The organism is Chitinophaga sp. CF418, from assembly GCF_900142925.1.
Classification (GTDB): Bacteria; Bacteroidota; Bacteroidia; order Chitinophagales; family Chitinophagaceae; genus Chitinophaga.
This window is the reverse complement of the sequence record NZ_FRCN01000011.1, coordinates 1-15,569: the sequence shown is the minus strand read 5'-3', so window position 1 is coordinate 15,569 and position 15,569 is coordinate 1. Positions and strand designations below refer to the sequence as shown.

The window sequence follows — 15,569 nt, the reverse complement described above, 5'->3', positions numbered from 1 at the left end:
AGCAAGCATTGCTGTGATCCCTCATGTTCACAGCATTATTCCTCTATTATCTTAAGTCCCCAGGGCTCCAGCCTGATTACGCTGTTTTTATCAACCTCTGCGCCTTGCAATAATTCACGCCCGTTTCCAAATGTATAATTGACTGTAATTGGTTGTGCAGAATAATTGAAAAGATAACGGACCACCTTGCTATATTTATTAACGCCCTTTTTTGTAATGACGGGGAAATAAAGCTGTTGTTCTTCGCTCCACAAACCGGCATTTTTTAGAGCATCAGCTAGTATTTTTTCCATTACAGTGTTACTGGGCATTGAACCAATGTAGGTGGCCTGGCCTTTGCCGTAGTTATTCTGCGTGACGGCTGCATATTTTCCCCATACAGGATGATCATAGTACGCAAGCACCTTGGCTGTGGTCGGCGTGATCAGCTCCATCCAGGTGCTTACTTTATTATTCTCGTTGCCCACCTGGTAAGGATCGCCTTTTAAAGATATATTTTGGGGAGTGGTGAACTGGCTGTAGTAGATGCCGCAGGCCTCACCAATGATCCCGGGCTGGCGGCTGGCCCTCACTTTTACGTTCTGGTCTGCAAAACCGCTTTTAAAGGTATATACGATATGTCCGCCGTTACGTACAAAACGGTTTAAACGTTGTAGCAGGCTGTCTGGCGCTGCATATAAAGCGGGCACCACCAGTAGTTTATAGTCTTCTATATTGGTGCTTGAAGGGTCTATAAAATCAACGCCTACATTCATCCTGTATAGCGCATCGTACATTGGCCGGAGTATGTCGTTATAGTTTTCCCGTCCGGGCTTGAACTGGTTAAAGGCTGTCAGCGCTTCATTGCTGAAAAGGACCGCTACATTGTTCTTAATTTTAAGGTTGGCCAGATGTGGGCTCAGTCGTTGAAAATCCCTGCCGATCGTCTTTGCTTCCTCATAGGTGGGATTCGGCTCAAAATCATGGCTTAATAAGCCTTTCCAGTACGTTTCTATAGAATTATGAATGGAATGCCAGTGCCAGTATTCTACCATATTGGCGCCGGAAGCCAGGTGACTGAATGCCTGCAACCGGAGCTGATCGGGATAAGGCACCCATTGGGGAAAGCCCTGTGCTTCTGTTTCCAGCAGCAGGTAGTTTTTACCCCCTTTCATGGAACGGGTTACGTCGCCACCGAAGGAAATTTCCAAACCAGTCAATGCATCCTGCGAGGGATGGTAGATATCTACACCGGCGATATCCAGTGCTTTAGCAGCAGCAAAATGATCTACATCGGGCTGTATGCCATAAGAGTACCCCTTCCATTCAAAATCAAAATTCTGTGTGATAAATTGCCCGGGGTGTTTATATTCATTGACAATAGCTGCCTGCCATGTGAGATAGTCTGTGACCGCTTTTCGCTGGAACTTCGCAAATTCGCTTGTCTGGCTGGCGTTGATAGACCCAACCATAGATGGGAAGTCCTCCCAGTTGTTGATCCTGTTACTCCAGTAATCCAGGCCCCAGATCTTATTGAGGCTGTCGAGTGAGCCGAATTTCTGTTTTATATATGCTGCAAACTTCTTCTGAATATCAGGACCTGCTGAGTTATAATGCTTGGTCTCGTTGTCTATCTGGTAACCAATAATGGCTGGATGGTCCTTTACATGCTCCATGATCCTGCGTATCACCCGTTCGGCGTGAAAGAGGAAATGTTCGCTGGTGATATCCATATTCTGACGAGGGCCATAGCGGCTGGGACCTTGCGGCGTGATGGCCAGCACATCCGGATATTTCCTTACCAGCCAGGTGGGGACGGCATAGGTAGGAGTGCCTACAATCACCTTAATACCGGCTTTATGCATGGCGTTCAGCACCCGGTCAATATGCGAGAAATCGAAAACACCGTCCTGCGGTTCTACTGTGCTCCAGGTTGATTCTGCGATGCGAACTACATTAATACCGGCTTCTTTCATCATCTGTACGTCTTTTTCAAGACGCTCATAAGGCATGTATTCGTCGTAGTATGCAACGCCATACAGGAGCTGATCTATTTTCACTGACTGGGCAATAACCTCTTTATGGGATGCAAGAAGAATAATAGCAACCAGTATTTTTTTCATAACGTTTCAGTTAAGTGTTAGTATGACAAATATAATTATTACTTTGGGAAAACATAGTACGGACTTGCATAGGGAGGTGTCCGGGACTGTCACTGCCACAGATTTAAACAAATTTTCTTATATTTTTAGTTCGTGAAATCTTTCCCTGGTTCGAACGCAGTGGACTATTTTGAAAGGAAAGAAAATCGAAATTGGAACTCAACTACAGTTAAGTATTGCGTTGCGGGTAGTCCGTTCCTGTGTGATTTCGCTGATCATGTTAAGATCCGGACTGTGTATATGGATGAGATGAACTATTATACCCGCGACTATAATACCAGCGCTGAGCAGATGTATCAAACAATGAACCTCGTGGATAATATTAATCTTTCAGGACTTATCAGATGTCCTGTTTTGATGGGAGTTGGATTGTTTGACGATGATTGTCCTCCGCGAATAGGTTTCGCCGCATTCGGCAATATCAGGGCGGAAAAGGAATACCATATTTTACCAGAGAAAGCGCATCCTTTAGGGAAGGAATGGCATCAATATTATCGGAATTGGCTGCGAAAGAAATTCGGGCTTGAATAGTGTTGTTAGGGGGAATTCCGGTTCTTTTTACCAGAGACAACTGCCATCTTTTTGTTAACATTGCTGGATAATCTTTTAAACGGCTCTAGAGAAGCAGTCTGTACATGATTAACGCTATTGACTGTGTTAAGCAATCCAAAAATGCTATCATTACGGTTCCTGTACAAAGACGCATTGACGCGCATCCTCCGTATGATTGAATTTGAGAGCCATCGTGCGAGCGGAAAATTCAGCGCTATCTTACCATCTACTGTGTCCGCGCTGGTCCGGAGATCTTCTAAAATCTGTTTATCAATTAGTGAAGGCTTCATGCCTTCTTTCGTTGAGTCTGCATCAATTACCCACTGATGATCAAGTCCTACTTCAATAAATTTGACTTTTTCATCAATTCTGCTAAGAAACCTGGCTTGTTCTTCAAAATAAGAAGCACTACCCTGGAAAGGCTGATTGGCAAAGGCTTGGAGAGGACCCACCAGCGGTGTTTCGGATTTCCGGGAATCATAAAGTTGTTTCTGTGAAGGGCTATTTTTAAGGTATACAATATAAATTACATATGCATGTTTATACGTAGAATCGTTATAAAACATTGCCCGTAGCTTTCTATAGACATCTAAGGTTGTTTTTAATCCCGAATTTTCATGATATCCTCCGTCAACGAAATTGCCCAGGCTATCAATATAGGCAGGAGCACTGAAGAGGGGAAATAATTCGCTGGTGTTACAAGCCTGTACGAGTGAAATATTTTTCTTTAAACTTCCGTGAATTTTCCGCCCTGAAAAATCGCATATGGAGTCTTCATATAAATATCCAATAATATCGATGGCGTCGTTAAAATAATCGTTACTTAATTTAACAGGTGAGAATATTCCCCGGCGCCCATCATTGCTTCTGCATGTATTAATAAAAACAAGTGGACGGTCAACCCGCAGTGTTAAGCCATTCTTATCTCTGTTATAAAAGAAACTCATGAAGTTCTTCTTAAGTATCATATCAGTACTTTTTCCACCCGAAATCTCATTGCATGCTTGTTGGGTATAGAGCGCTTCTTCATTTTGGAGTTCGCTATTGCGGTCATCTGAACTGATATCCAAGGGCAACAATGCTTTCCACAGATCTGTAAATAATAATCCGCTAATGGAGCTGCCCACAAAGTTGTTCTTATAAACCATTGAAGGTAGATGCAGCCAACTGCTATCTACGTCTGTTGCTGTGCCATTTTGCTGCCAGAATGCAAACAAGGTACTTAGCCCTACGGAACTTCCTGATACAGTTGAGATGGAAAAAATGTGTTTACGGAATTCACCCCTTGTATAATAGTCAAAGTTGATCATGTTTTGACTGAACCACATACCAGCCCTTGAGCCACCACCTTCTCCGGCAACCAGAATAATAGGGTAGGGCACTGTGGCAGGGGTTTTGTCCATATCGTCTTTTAACATTTTATATTTGACTTCAAATGTTGCTCTGTTTATATTTTTCCAGCCAATGGAATCGCTGCATGCATCTAACGTATAATGTACCAGGTTTAGATTAACCGAATCACTAAGAGCATAGAGGGCTATTATTAGTATCCCAAGTACCATTGCTATGAACTTTCGCCTGTTGCTTACGTTAATCAGGTATGCGACAAAATCGATAAAGAAGATATTGAGTGAAAATATATATAGTAGTATTGATTCTGGTGCAAATTCGGAAATTGTGTGATAGAAGAAAAGAGCGAAAACCAGTGCTATGTGTACTCCCAATAGAAATATATAAAGATCGCTGTTCTCCTTGTATTTCTTAAAAGGAGTACCGCCCGCCGTTGCATGTCGTTCAATAATGAGTTTATCGCTTTTATAATAAAAGAAATGCATCAGGAAGGAGAGCAAATAGAGAAGAATTGCTAATGCAACCTTAGCTTCAAAGTATGTACGGTGAAAAAGATAATATGTGCTGCCACACGCTAATAGCGTCAGAATAACTAATATGCGAATATACCATGTGCGTGCTTTATAACTGTGTATGTTGGTAATGACAGACAATATGATTAGTTCAATAATGGAAAATCCGATAAACCACAGCCAGATATGCTTCCCGTTAAACAACGCGAAAGCCAGCAACCAAAATGGTATGAGCGGCAGGGTCCTATGGAAAAAAAAGAGGTGACGCTTAAAAATGGATGTATATTCCCCCGGGTTGGTTTTGTTGTAATGGTCATCTCTTTGTTGGAAGATAAATGCGGGAATTATCCACATCGATAAAGAAAAGCTGACTACAGCTAATATTGTAAATAAGACTCTGTATTCACCATAGATGCCGTCAGGCTCAAACAAACTTACAATCAAGTCCCTTCCCTGGTTCATTTTGGTTATGACAAACCAGAATATTATAAGATAAAGGAGTTCCACAGCAGCATCTGCTAAGATCTTGCCTATAAGCCGGAGCAGAGTTTGGAAATTTTTTGCAGCTTTGTCCAATAAATTCTCATTGACTCTTCCATTGCTGCCCGATAAAAGGTTCCAGTATGAACTGAGTTTATGGTTGTGGTATGAGTCCATCGCAAATATGATTTATCGGTATTTGATAGAACGATATTGATGTGTGGAGCACGTATAGCCCGAAGTTAAGCCGGAAGTTGGTAAAGGGAAATACCAACTAGTTTGTATTTTTGTTGGAGATGGTTTGTTGCATGAGATATTGGAAGAAAGTACAGCGAACTTAATTGGTCATAGGCACGGCAATCCACATGGAGCATTTACAAAATCACGAAATTGAAGAATAGATAATAATATGAAAAGGAGCTGTCAGTTACCGATTTTAAATAGCTGAAACGAGGCAGATATGTTGCTGCAGAATTGTCCGCCGTTTTTTGCAACAAAAAAGTCGAAACTCATCTTAGGAGTCTCGACTTTTCTTGTTGCTTCCGGATCTTTAGAAAGTCTAAAACCAGCCTTCTCCTCTAACCAGCCTTGTCTTAATATATCCTGTAAAACAGCGTTTTTCCATTACCTGTACCAGTGCTCCCGGTGGTGGTAATATGACCGGTATTTCCGTTTCCATCATAACCGGATGCTTTATTGTAGCTTGATGTGCAGTTTGTAACGGTATGGGGTACGTTCTGCCCGGAGCTGCCCAATTTGAAGCCATTGCCATCTCCATTGCCGCCATAGCCATTATTGGTGGCTGTACAATTGGTGATGGTAACCGTAGAAGGCTGTCCGTACAGGTCCCAGCCATCATCCGAATTGTGATTGGCCGAGCAGTGATCAAAGCGGTTACCTGCCCCGGCTGATAACTTGCATGCAAAGCCATCTGCATTTTCACCAGCATTCTGCGTATCGTAGTTGTCATTGGAGTTACAATAGCTGATGTTGTTGTGATGCGACTGGTTGTAGATCTGCAAACCAGAATCGTGATTGCCTGAAGTGGTAACGTTATATACATAGTTATAACCACCATACTGGAATACAAGGCCGCAATCAGGCGCATTCTTGATAGTCATGTTAGTAATGTTCCAGTAGCTCCCATTACATTTCACGCCCCAGCCGGAGGAGATGCCCGAACAATCCAGCACGCCGCCGGTAAAATTGATCTTGGCGCTGGAGGTGCCGCTGTTAAGTAACTGTAAGGTACTGGTAAGTTTGATAGTGCCGCTGATAGTGATGATATCGCCTGCCTTCGCGGCACTAATAGCCGATTTCAGGGCTGACTCTGTATTTACTGTTACACTGCTGGCGGCTGCAGTAACAACAGCCAAAGAGGGCAGATTTTCGTCAGCAATGCCGGGGGATAGTGAATTGTTCTTCTGACAACTGGCGAGGGCCATACAAAGCAAAATAATGAGGGAATTGTTTTTCATAATGTGGGTTTTAATTATTGAAAGATAGTAATGAGGGGTAAACTGAATTTCAGCAATTAAATGATAGGTTGATTAGGCTTTGGTTGATTTTTTTACGCAATCGTTACCGGCAACGATTGCATAAATTGGCCGTAGTGTCTCGACCCTGTTGTGGCTATAGGTGGGAAAGAGTAGCTAGCTTCTATCTCCATTGTCACTTTTTAAGATAAATAGCTAATTTAGTGGCAGTTCTATTCAAGCGAAAGGAAATGGCAGACATTTCCCAACTTCAAGACTTTCCCACCCGTACGCCAGTGACGCGCGATTACTTTCAAAACTGGAATATCAAGGTAGTAAACGCGGAAGAGATTGCTTGTGACAATTATATCTCTCCGAACAGAAGGGATTTCTATAAGATCTTATTTATCCTTTGCCGGTACCAATAATGAAATAGAGGCCGAAGGTTAGGCTATAAGCATACCATCGAAAGCCCTTGGTAAATCCGGGGGCTTTATCTTTGCTCCATCGCCTTTACCTGCTCTTTGAACTTACGGGGCACCATCATGAGTATAAGCTGTTTATGCCATCGGTGTTTGCGGATTAACCTGTAAACCGGAATCAGCAACTGAACAAATCGTGGACGTCCCAGATCGAGTAGATGATTCACTTGTTTGGGTACCAGTATTCTTTGAATATCCAACAATAAAAAATAACGGAAGGCGCCTAAATGCTTTTTATATTGTTGAAAAAGATCACTGGTAAATGAACTATTCAGCAGGTTGTGTGTCAACTGGTATTCATACATTTTTTTCCACTCCTTGTAGTTAGAGGGAATATCGCGGATCTGCATATGACGACCGATTCTGGTGAAGGTGCTTACAATTTCATCCTGCTCTTCATCGGTTAATCTTCTTTGCAATAATTCAAAGGAGGTGATCGAATAATGGATCAACATGTATAATACACTCTGGTAGCCTTCATTGGATATTTTATAACCACGCGCTGATTCAACATTCTGGTGTACTGTATTTATTTTTTCAATCGAAGCGATGGCTTCTTTTTCTTCTTTGAAAATAATGTACTGTGCGTATTTTACCGTTGAGAACAAACGTCCGATAGGATCACCAGGCAATTTACCTGTAAAGTATAACCAGTCAACCTGCTTATTCAGGGCAAATTCTGCACTGGCGCCGGCAAATATAAAAAGTGTAATATCTGTCGTGCTCCATATTTTCTTTACAATTGACGTATCCTCTACAAATGTCTTCATCACAATTACTTTTTAAGCTATCGCTTTCTCCAGTTGTTTTATCTTTCTATGGCATATCAGCAAGGGGATTATTCCAATAATTCCGAACGAACAGTCAATCAATCGCCAGTAAACAGGTATCTGCCGGATATGCCCAGCTATAAAGGCGAGAGGAATAACAGATATGCAGGCTATGCAGCCGAATTCAATGATCCAGATGTTTTTTACAGGATCCTTAAAAGGACCGATGAATGCGATAGCGATTACAATATGTGCAAATGCCAGCCAGTCGTATCCATAAGCAAGATAAGGATATTGTTCATTGGTATTCTTTATTGCGTGGTAACAGGCGTATAACCATTTATAAAAGTCGGAATATTGCTCAGGCCACCAGGAGCAGGCCCATCGTAGCTCGGTTTCTACAGAGAAGGCGGTGATACCACTCAAAAGAAGGGAAATGATAAAAATGATAAGCAAAACCTTTATTTCCTTCCTGAATTTTTCCGTATTTGATATCATAGAAGTGCTTTGTAATACAAAGTAAGTAAACTTATTTCATACTTCCAATACCCTGATGCCTGTTTTTATCCTAACAGCGATTATCAAAGATTAAAAGAAAAGAATCAGAAGGAGAGTCCGTATGATCTGCCTAATGTATATTCAAATTTTGTGTTATTCAATGATAATTTTAAATTAGTGGAGGATAATAGTGGCGTGCGGCGGATAAAAGCGTCTCTGGATGAACTACAGGAACTCTGTGTAGATAAGATGGCCATTGAGCAGCGTGGATTCCTATATGTACCCTGCTAATTATATTATTCCAAGTAGTTACACCGTTTTCTATATTATGAACTCACGGATTAACTCACGGAATGCAATTTTAAAGAACATTAAAACGCGAATGTGGCGATTTTCAATTATCAATCACTCATACTGCATACTTTAAGTAGTTTAATAACCGCGATTTCTTAACTTCAGACATCACACTGTCATTCCCGCATCCCCAGGGCTTTCATGACCTCTGTTTTATATTGGCGGCCAATCGGAAGCTCCAGGTCCCCCACCTCAATAACAGAGGTACTAAATGACTTGATTTTATCTATTGCAATGATATATGCCCGATGGATACGCAAGAATTGTATGTCAGGCAACTTTTCCTCCAGGTAACCGATCCGCTGGTAGGTAATTATTTCCTGAGCGGATGTTTTTACTTTGATATAATCTTTCAGGCTTTCGATGTAAAGGATGTCTTTCAAAAAAACCTTAACCATCTTCTTATCTGACTTAAGATAAATAAACTGTTCGCCAGGTGTTCCGCTATCCTGAGGAATTAAAATTTGCGGTAAAGGATTTGATGACTCATTTGCGGAATGGTATTTATTAATTGCTGCCAGGAACCGTTCGAAAGGAATCGGTTTGAGCAGATAATCCAGGACATTGAGCTCAAAACCTTCCAGCGCATACTCCCGGAATGCGGTAGTAAAAATTACTTTCGGCCTGTTGGATAGTGTTTTCAGGAAATCGATACCTGTCAGTTTCGGCATCTGGATATCAAGGAACAATAAGTCCACTTTATTCTTTTGCAAAAATAGCAATGCCTCAATGGGATTGTCGCATTTGCCCACCAGGGTCAAAGTTTCCAATTGGCCGATATAATCCTCCAGGATAGCTATTGCCAGGGGTTCATCATCTACAACCAGGCACCTGATTTTGCTTGCTGCCATCGAATTATTGCAATTTTATTTTAAGGTCAACAGTATAATATTCCGGTTCCTTTTGTAAGATCAATCTATGCGTGTTCGGATATAGCAGGTCAAGCCTTCGCTTTACATTAAGCAGGCCAATCCCGCCCCCATGGGTAACATTATCGGCCGGGCTGCTATCCGTCCCCGTATGACTGTTCTCGACCTTTACGCTTAACCACTCATCTTTTACTTTGACATCAATAGTAACCCATACGTTGTCTGTTTCATGGCTTACTCCATGTTTAAAGGCATTTTCCACGAACGGGATTAAGAGCAAAGGTGCTATTTTTTTACCTTCAATTTCACCGGATACATTAAGTGAAACATCAAGCCTGTTGCCGTAACGGAGTTTTTCCAGCTCGATATAATTGCTGATATGTGCTATTTCTTTAGCAAGCGAGATGCCTTCCGATTGTGAATCATAAAGCATATAACTCATCAGCCCCGATAACTTCAGCACTACTTTTGGCGCATCGGAGGAAGATTGGAGTGTAAGGGCATAAAGATTGTTCAGGGTATTAAACAGGAAATGTGGATGTACCTGGGCTTTCAAATAATTCAGTTCCGCTTCCAGTTTTTCATGTAGCGTATCCTGGTGGATCCGTTCCTGGTCAAACCAATGTTCCAGCACTTTAACCAGCAGCGTAAACAAAAGTACCGGCGTCAGAAACCAAAGCATCACTTTGAAAATCAGATACCATACAAAGATGGCCTCATAGTAGGTGGTATCCGGAAAAAAGGTAGGCTCGATAAACCGTTCCAGTAATATGCGGTCCAACAGAGAAGCCACAAACAGGAGCGTTATGGCAGATGTAGCATAAGCGATATATCTTTTTTGCTTGAAGAGGAGGGGAAACAATAGATAGATGTTAATATAGGTTACGAGCATTGCTGCCGGCAACCTTTGTAATTCATCCAGGAAATATTTGAAAAGGCCGCCTTCCCCATCCGCATGTACACTGGTATAGACCAAAAGATAGCCGAGCCAGAAAAGGATATGGGTAAGTAACCTGTTCCCCGCTATATAAAAACGTTTCGTCATTAACTGTTATTAGCCTGTTCGCGTAACTTTTTTATCAGACCAAATTTAGTGTTTTGACATTTTACATGGCGACTTTTCGACAAACGACCGTTTTTGAGCAGTTTTCAGCACATATTCATACTGTATGCAGAAAAACGGTTCAGCCAGGCTTTATAGGGCTTGCAGTTTGTGGTTTGGCAAAATGCTGTGAAGCGGATGTTTTAATGGCGTTCATTTGCAATGAAACATTTCAGACCAACTATGTCCACGCTATACCCTGCAAACAAGTGTTCCCGGATCGGGCAAAGGCTTTATCCATCGTTGCTGCTCCCTGCAATGATATCCGGAAAGACAATTCAGATGTTCCTTTTGATGATAGGTATAACCACATACATTTACCCTTTTGCCCTTTATGGGCAGCAGCCATCAACTGCCGGCCAGGGCCACCTGGGTAAGAGTGCCATTTCAGGCAAAGTGATGAACGAAAAGAGGAGAGAGCCTGTCATTTATGCATCGGTGATAATTAAAGACAGTGCGGGAAAAACAATAGTTGCCTCGTTGACCGACCAGAACGGGTATTTTAAGATCGATTCATTGCCACCGGCCAATTATGTATTGGAAATTATTTACATGGGGTACCAGCCGTATACCCAACCACTAACGGTGACTGGTATAACGGCAAAGTTGGAATTGGGCACGCTACCTATGAAAGAAGGTACTGTCTCTCTCAACGAGGTGGTGGTGGCCGGGGAAAAATCCGACCTGGAGCTGAGGCCTGACAAGAAAGTATATTTGATCGGTAAAGACATATTGTCCCAGGGTGGCTCGGCTGGCGACATTTTGAACGGCATACCTTCAGTTGCGGTTGAACCAGGCGGCGCTGTCAGGCTGAGGGGCAACAGCAACGTGACTGTCCTGATAAACGGGAGGCGTTCGGGGCTTACGTCCGGCAATGTGATGACACAAATTCCAGCTGCCAGTATTGCAAAGATAGAAATTATAACCAGTCCCTCTGCCCGTTATGATGCTGCCGGTTCTGCCGGGATTATCAATATTGTGCTCAAAAAAAATATAAAAGAAGGGCTCAGCGGCCAGGCCAGGTTGGTATTGGGTGTTCCAAACGATTATAACCTGAATGCTAACCTGAACTACAAAACAGGCAAACTGAACCTGTTTGCTACCTTAGGCGGCCGCTATTCGGATTATGTCGGGTTGTATACCACGAAACAAACGACGACAGGTATTGCGGCTGCCTCGCTCAGTAAGGTGCAACATGAAAACAGGCATGATGATGGCAGGCTTGTTTATTTCGGAGGGGACTACTTCATTAACCCGCGGAACACCTTTACATTGGCATTCTTTAGAAATGCCACAAAGGACATAGACGGGACGACCCTGGATTATGATTTTGGGAGTACAGGCATCGACAGCGGCATCACACGGAAGGGGAGATCCAGGGAAGTCCGCAGTTATAATCAACTGGAATCAAACTATACGAGGACTTTTGATAAAGAGGGCAAAAAGTTCACAATTGATTTGCAATACGACTTCTGGAACAGTAATAAAACCTGGGACTTGTCGACCCGGAAAACATTTCCCGTAGTTACCGATTTGTATCCCATCAGAACAGTTGCTATCGGCGCCAGCAAAGACCTGGTCGTGCAGTCGGATATAGTAAACCCTTTTAAAAATAAATCGATGTTGGAATCAGGCATTAAAGGGGAAAACAGATCTGTGTCAAGCTATTTCAGGGCGGAGCAACGTCCTGACAAGGATTGGGTAACATTTGACAACATCGACAATAAGCTGCATTATAATGAACGCATCTGGAGCGCCTATGCGCAATACCGCAGCAAAGCTGGTGGTTTCAATTACTTGCTGGGCTTAAGATACGAATGGACGCAAATCGGGATCCGGGACAAGGGAGGCATTTTTAATAAAGAGAAGTATTATGGCAGAATATTCCCAACCATCAATCTGAGCTATGCAATGGGTAAAGGATCGACTCTTCAAATGAGTTATGCAAAGCGGATCAACCGGCCTGAATTATGGTATTTATACCCCTTCAATGAACTAACGGATTTCAATACACAATTTGTCGGGAACCCTGACTTAAACCCTTCTTACACCAATGTCATCGAACTGGCGTTGTTGAGGCAATGGGATAAGTTTACTTTTAACCCGACGGTATATGCACATTTCACGACGGCACCCATTGAGCAGTACACCTATCATAACGATAAAGGCACCTTTATAACGATGCCGTTCAATCTGGACAAGGAAAACCGTTACGGTGTTGAGTTATCCGCTATTTATGATCCTGTAGAATGGTTGAACCTCAACGGCCAGTTGGGCGTTTACGGGTTCAGGCAGAAGGGTTACTATAAAGAAACTGATTTTGATTTTACAAACACTTCCTGGAATGGCAGGATCAATATACGTGTTAAGCTACCCTGGAGATCAGCGTTTCAGGCCAGGTATGATTTGCAGGGCCCTGGCAACAATGCACAAAGACATACAAGCGCTTACCACTACCTCTCATCAGGGTTAAGCAAAAACGTGCTAAACGATAAGGGTACGCTAACCCTGGACGGAACTAATGTTTTGAACTCCCGTAAGATAAGGTCAGTGGTTACCGGGGAAAATTACATCATAGACCAAACCGACAATTTTAATGCTGCAAGGTTCAGGCTTAGCTTTAGTTACAAATTTACCGGGAAGGAAGGCCAGGTTTTCAGAAGCCGGAAAGAGGGAAATCGCGATTGACTTTGAGTTGGCTTAAGTGAATCCTGATGTTAGTTTGCTGTAATGATACCATTTACGATGGAATCTGTTTGGGGAAGAAACCGAGCCATAGACGTAGCCTTATCGCAAAACGAATTTTATAGATTCCGGCTGCAGTACGATGGTTTTAAAAATGGCATCCAGTGATACGGAGATGCCATAGGCGTTGATCTGTTTTATAGTGCCTGCATAGCCTTTGTACAACTGTGCGTTTTGATCCTGCTTATTGCCGATGACCATTACCTGCTGGCCGATGATATTCCTGGGACGTTCCGGCGACTGCAAGCTGATATCATATTTGACTGACAGGGCCTCTACCACATTGCTATTTTTAAGCGAGCGTGGGTAGGCTTCTGCGGTGGTGTGCAGGAATTGATCAAGTGCGTACTTTTTCTTTTTCTGATTAGCCTTATCGGTTCCTCTATCCTTAATGAAGTTCCACAATTCATGCCCTTCTTCAAAGCCCCCTTCAACATATTCACCGATCTTTGTCTTTTCCCTTTGGCCCAGGCTCGGGGGAAAATGTGCCAATCCACTGGCGTCAAACATGCCGATCAGGTGATCCGTAATAATTTTCTCTTTACCGGCCAGTTGATCCGGACTAAAGACAGCGTCGCCGTCAGTCTCGTACTTTTTCAGGAACTGGCGGTGCATTCCTTCCTTGCGCCCACCAGGAACACCTCCTTTGGAGATGGTTGCCAGGGGAGTGACATTTAGGAGGTGAAGATAAACAGCAATAAAAACCTCCAGGAAGCCAGTCTTTTTCGCGATATCCTGCTTAAATACTTCGCCCACCATGCCTGCATATTTCTTTGCGTTATTAAATGCACCTACCAGGAAGATCTGGTGCTTTTCATCGATCACACCGGCAAATTCAAGTTGCGGACTTTTCATGGCTTCCTGGGTCATGAGTGACAGTTGCAGCAGCGCCGTTGAGAGGGAAAGGCCACGGAGAGAATTGATGACAGCATCCTGGTGAACGGCCCAGGCGGTGGTATGAGCCCCCATGGTACCGCTGAAGGGACTCTTGGTACGTCCTGTGGTGATAATATCGCCGATATCATCCCGGTTATTCAATAGTACGGTCGCCTGGAAGCCGGATCCGCCACCGGCAATATCTGAATAGCCAAAGGCGCCACCCCGTACGCTCGATTCATCCAGTTTATCCGATCCGCCTAGTTCTGACTCCACTTTTACCTTATCGTTCGCGTCTTTGAAGGTATAAGTCCCGGCGATGTTGGTAAACTTTTCTTCTCCATTCACAAGTTTCACGATATGTGCAGCATTCAGCGCAGGGGCCTTTAGTGTTACGTCTGTTGTGAGAAGTGCAGTATCATGCATTTGACTGAAATCGTAGGCAAAAGGATAGGCCACCCTGATAGTACGCAGGAAATTCTGCAGGGATAAAGCCCAGATCTCTTCCCGCACTTCCTTTTTCTGTGTATGCTGGTGACCTTGCGCAAATACTTCCGGCGTTTCGGCGGCGAACATCGTCCAGAGGGTTCCACGGACTGTTTTTTTGTAGACTTCCAGCTCCTCGTTCTGCAGTTCACCTTTCAACAGCTTCCGCAGTTCTGTATCCATGCCCGTAAAGTTCTCATGTTTCAGTGCTTCGTCATCCAGGGGAGTATAGGATTCCAGGCGGTTGTTGCCGGAGGGCGTCTCTTCGTTTTTCTGGAACTTCTGTGAAGCGGCGAATTCGAAATAGTTTATCTCCCCTCTGGCTACTCCTTCTCCGTGGCCGGAGGGATCACCGCCAGCTACTGTGGACATTGGAAGCAGGTTCACATAGGTAAGGTAGGCGTTAATGGCAATCCGTAACACCTGCAGTGCGTTGCTGTAATTTTGTGCGGTGATATTCGCTGCTGCCTTTTGGAGATCGTCACGGGATACCGTCAATTGGAATGCAGCGTAATCCAGTTTTTCCCATTGCTCTTTGGCGATGTGTATGCACTCGAGATAGAGCGTCTTGGAGGTAAACCAATAAAACTATAGTGCTTGCAAAATTGATGTCATGATTTCCAGTTGTGTGGCAGGAGTTCATTAAGCCTATTAACTGGATGATTATTTATTCTATCGAAGACATCTTTTAGCCATTCAAAAGGATTTACATTGTTCATAGCGCACGTTCCAATGAGGCTGTATAACATCGCAAGGCGTTGTGCTCCCTTCTCGCTTCCAGCGAACAAAAAATTTTTACGCCCCAGGGCCACTGGACGGATATTCCTCTCGCACGGATTATTATCCGGATGTAGCATACCATCGTTGACATAATAGG

At 43.4% G+C, this 15,569-nt stretch carries 11 protein-coding genes; 2 read left to right on the top strand and 9 right to left on the bottom strand.

Annotated elements, in window-relative coordinates:
• Nucleotides 1-35 precede the first annotated feature (35 nt).
• Nucleotides 36-2,102, bottom strand: coding sequence for a beta-galactosidase (locus F3I09_RS22785; RefSeq protein WP_223233346.1), 2,067 nt, complete (start codon nt 2,100-2,102; stop codon nt 36-38).
• 132 nt (nt 2,103-2,234) lie between these two features.
• Here F3I09_RS22785 and F3I09_RS22780 point away from each other — a divergent pair, with 132 nt between their 5' ends.
• On the top strand, nt 2,235-2,672 hold the full coding sequence (locus tag F3I09_RS22780) for an acetylxylan esterase (RefSeq protein WP_149697361.1): 438 nt from the start codon (nt 2,235-2,237) through the stop codon (nt 2,670-2,672).
• A gap of 5 nt (nt 2,673-2,677) precedes the next feature.
• Here F3I09_RS22780 and F3I09_RS22775 read toward each other — a convergent pair whose 3' ends face one another.
• The 6 genes from F3I09_RS22775 to F3I09_RS22745 form a co-directional block, all read right to left on the bottom strand.
• Nucleotides 2,678-5,212: a hypothetical protein gene (locus F3I09_RS22775; RefSeq protein ID WP_149697360.1), complete on the bottom strand. Its 2,535-nt coding sequence runs from the start codon at nt 5,210-5,212 to the stop codon at nt 2,678-2,680.
• Nucleotides 5,213-5,628: 416 nt separating this feature from the next.
• Nucleotides 5,629-6,513, bottom strand: a complete 885-nt coding sequence (locus F3I09_RS22770) for a right-handed parallel beta-helix repeat-containing protein (RefSeq protein ID WP_149697359.1) — start codon at nt 6,511-6,513, stop codon at nt 5,629-5,631.
• Nucleotides 6,514-7,003: 490 nt separating this feature from the next.
• Complete coding sequence (locus F3I09_RS22760; protein WP_149697358.1) at nt 7,004-7,762, bottom strand: oxygenase MpaB family protein; 759 nt, start codon at nt 7,760-7,762, stop codon at nt 7,004-7,006.
• A 12-nt stretch (nt 7,763-7,774) separates the two neighbouring features.
• Nucleotides 7,775-8,260 (bottom strand): hypothetical protein, encoded by a 486-nt coding sequence (locus F3I09_RS22755; protein ID WP_149697357.1) that lies wholly within the window; start codon nt 8,258-8,260, stop codon nt 7,775-7,777.
• Nucleotides 8,261-8,730: 470 nt separating this feature from the next.
• Nucleotides 8,731-9,465, bottom strand: a complete 735-nt coding sequence (locus F3I09_RS22750) for a LytTR family DNA-binding domain-containing protein (protein WP_149697356.1) — start codon at nt 9,463-9,465, stop codon at nt 8,731-8,733.
• Between the two features lie 4 nt (nt 9,466-9,469).
• Nucleotides 9,470-10,528: a sensor histidine kinase gene (locus F3I09_RS22745; protein ID WP_149697355.1), complete on the bottom strand. Its 1,059-nt coding sequence runs from the start codon at nt 10,526-10,528 to the stop codon at nt 9,470-9,472.
• Between the two features lie 351 nt (nt 10,529-10,879).
• Here F3I09_RS22745 and F3I09_RS22740 point away from each other — a divergent pair, with 351 nt between their 5' ends.
• Entirely contained in the window at nt 10,880-13,273 is a 2,394-nt protein-coding gene (locus F3I09_RS22740) for a TonB-dependent receptor domain-containing protein (protein WP_223233345.1), read from the top strand.
• Between the two features lie 99 nt (nt 13,274-13,372).
• On the opposite strand, the gene F3I09_RS22735 is transcribed toward F3I09_RS22740, so the two are convergent.
• Nucleotides 13,373-15,190 (bottom strand): hypothetical protein, encoded by a 1,818-nt coding sequence (locus tag F3I09_RS22735; protein ID WP_149697354.1) that lies wholly within the window; start codon nt 15,188-15,190, stop codon nt 13,373-13,375.
• Between the two features lie 113 nt (nt 15,191-15,303).
• Nucleotides 15,304-15,569 (bottom strand): transposase domain-containing protein (locus tag F3I09_RS22730; protein WP_149697353.1); only part of this gene is annotated, 266 nt, incomplete at its 5' end.

Bases quoted from the DNA above. Each gene is read 5' to 3' on its own strand.
- F3I09_RS22770 (WP_149697359.1), bottom strand. From the start codon at position 6,513: ATGAAAAACAATTCCCTCATTATTTTGCTTTGTATGGCCCTCGCCAGT.
- F3I09_RS22760 (WP_149697358.1), bottom strand. From the start codon at position 7,762: ATGAAGACATTTGTAGAGGATACGTCAATTGTAAAGAAAATATGGAGC.
- F3I09_RS22775 (WP_149697360.1), bottom strand. From the start codon at position 5,212: ATGGACTCATACCACAACCATAAACTCAGTTCATACTGGAACCTTTTA.
- F3I09_RS22745 (WP_149697355.1), bottom strand. From the start codon at position 10,528: ATGACGAAACGTTTTTATATAGCGGGGAACAGGTTACTTACCCATATC.
- F3I09_RS22740 (WP_223233345.1), top strand. From the start codon at position 10,880: ATGATAGGTATAACCACATACATTTACCCTTTTGCCCTTTATGGGCAG.
- F3I09_RS22785 (WP_223233346.1), bottom strand. From the start codon at position 2,102: ATGAAAAAAATACTGGTTGCTATTATTCTTCTTGCATCCCATAAAGAG.
- F3I09_RS22750 (WP_149697356.1), bottom strand. From the start codon at position 9,465: ATGGCAGCAAGCAAAATCAGGTGCCTGGTTGTAGATGATGAACCCCTG.
- F3I09_RS22755 (WP_149697357.1), bottom strand. From the start codon at position 8,260: ATGATATCAAATACGGAAAAATTCAGGAAGGAAATAAAGGTTTTGCTT.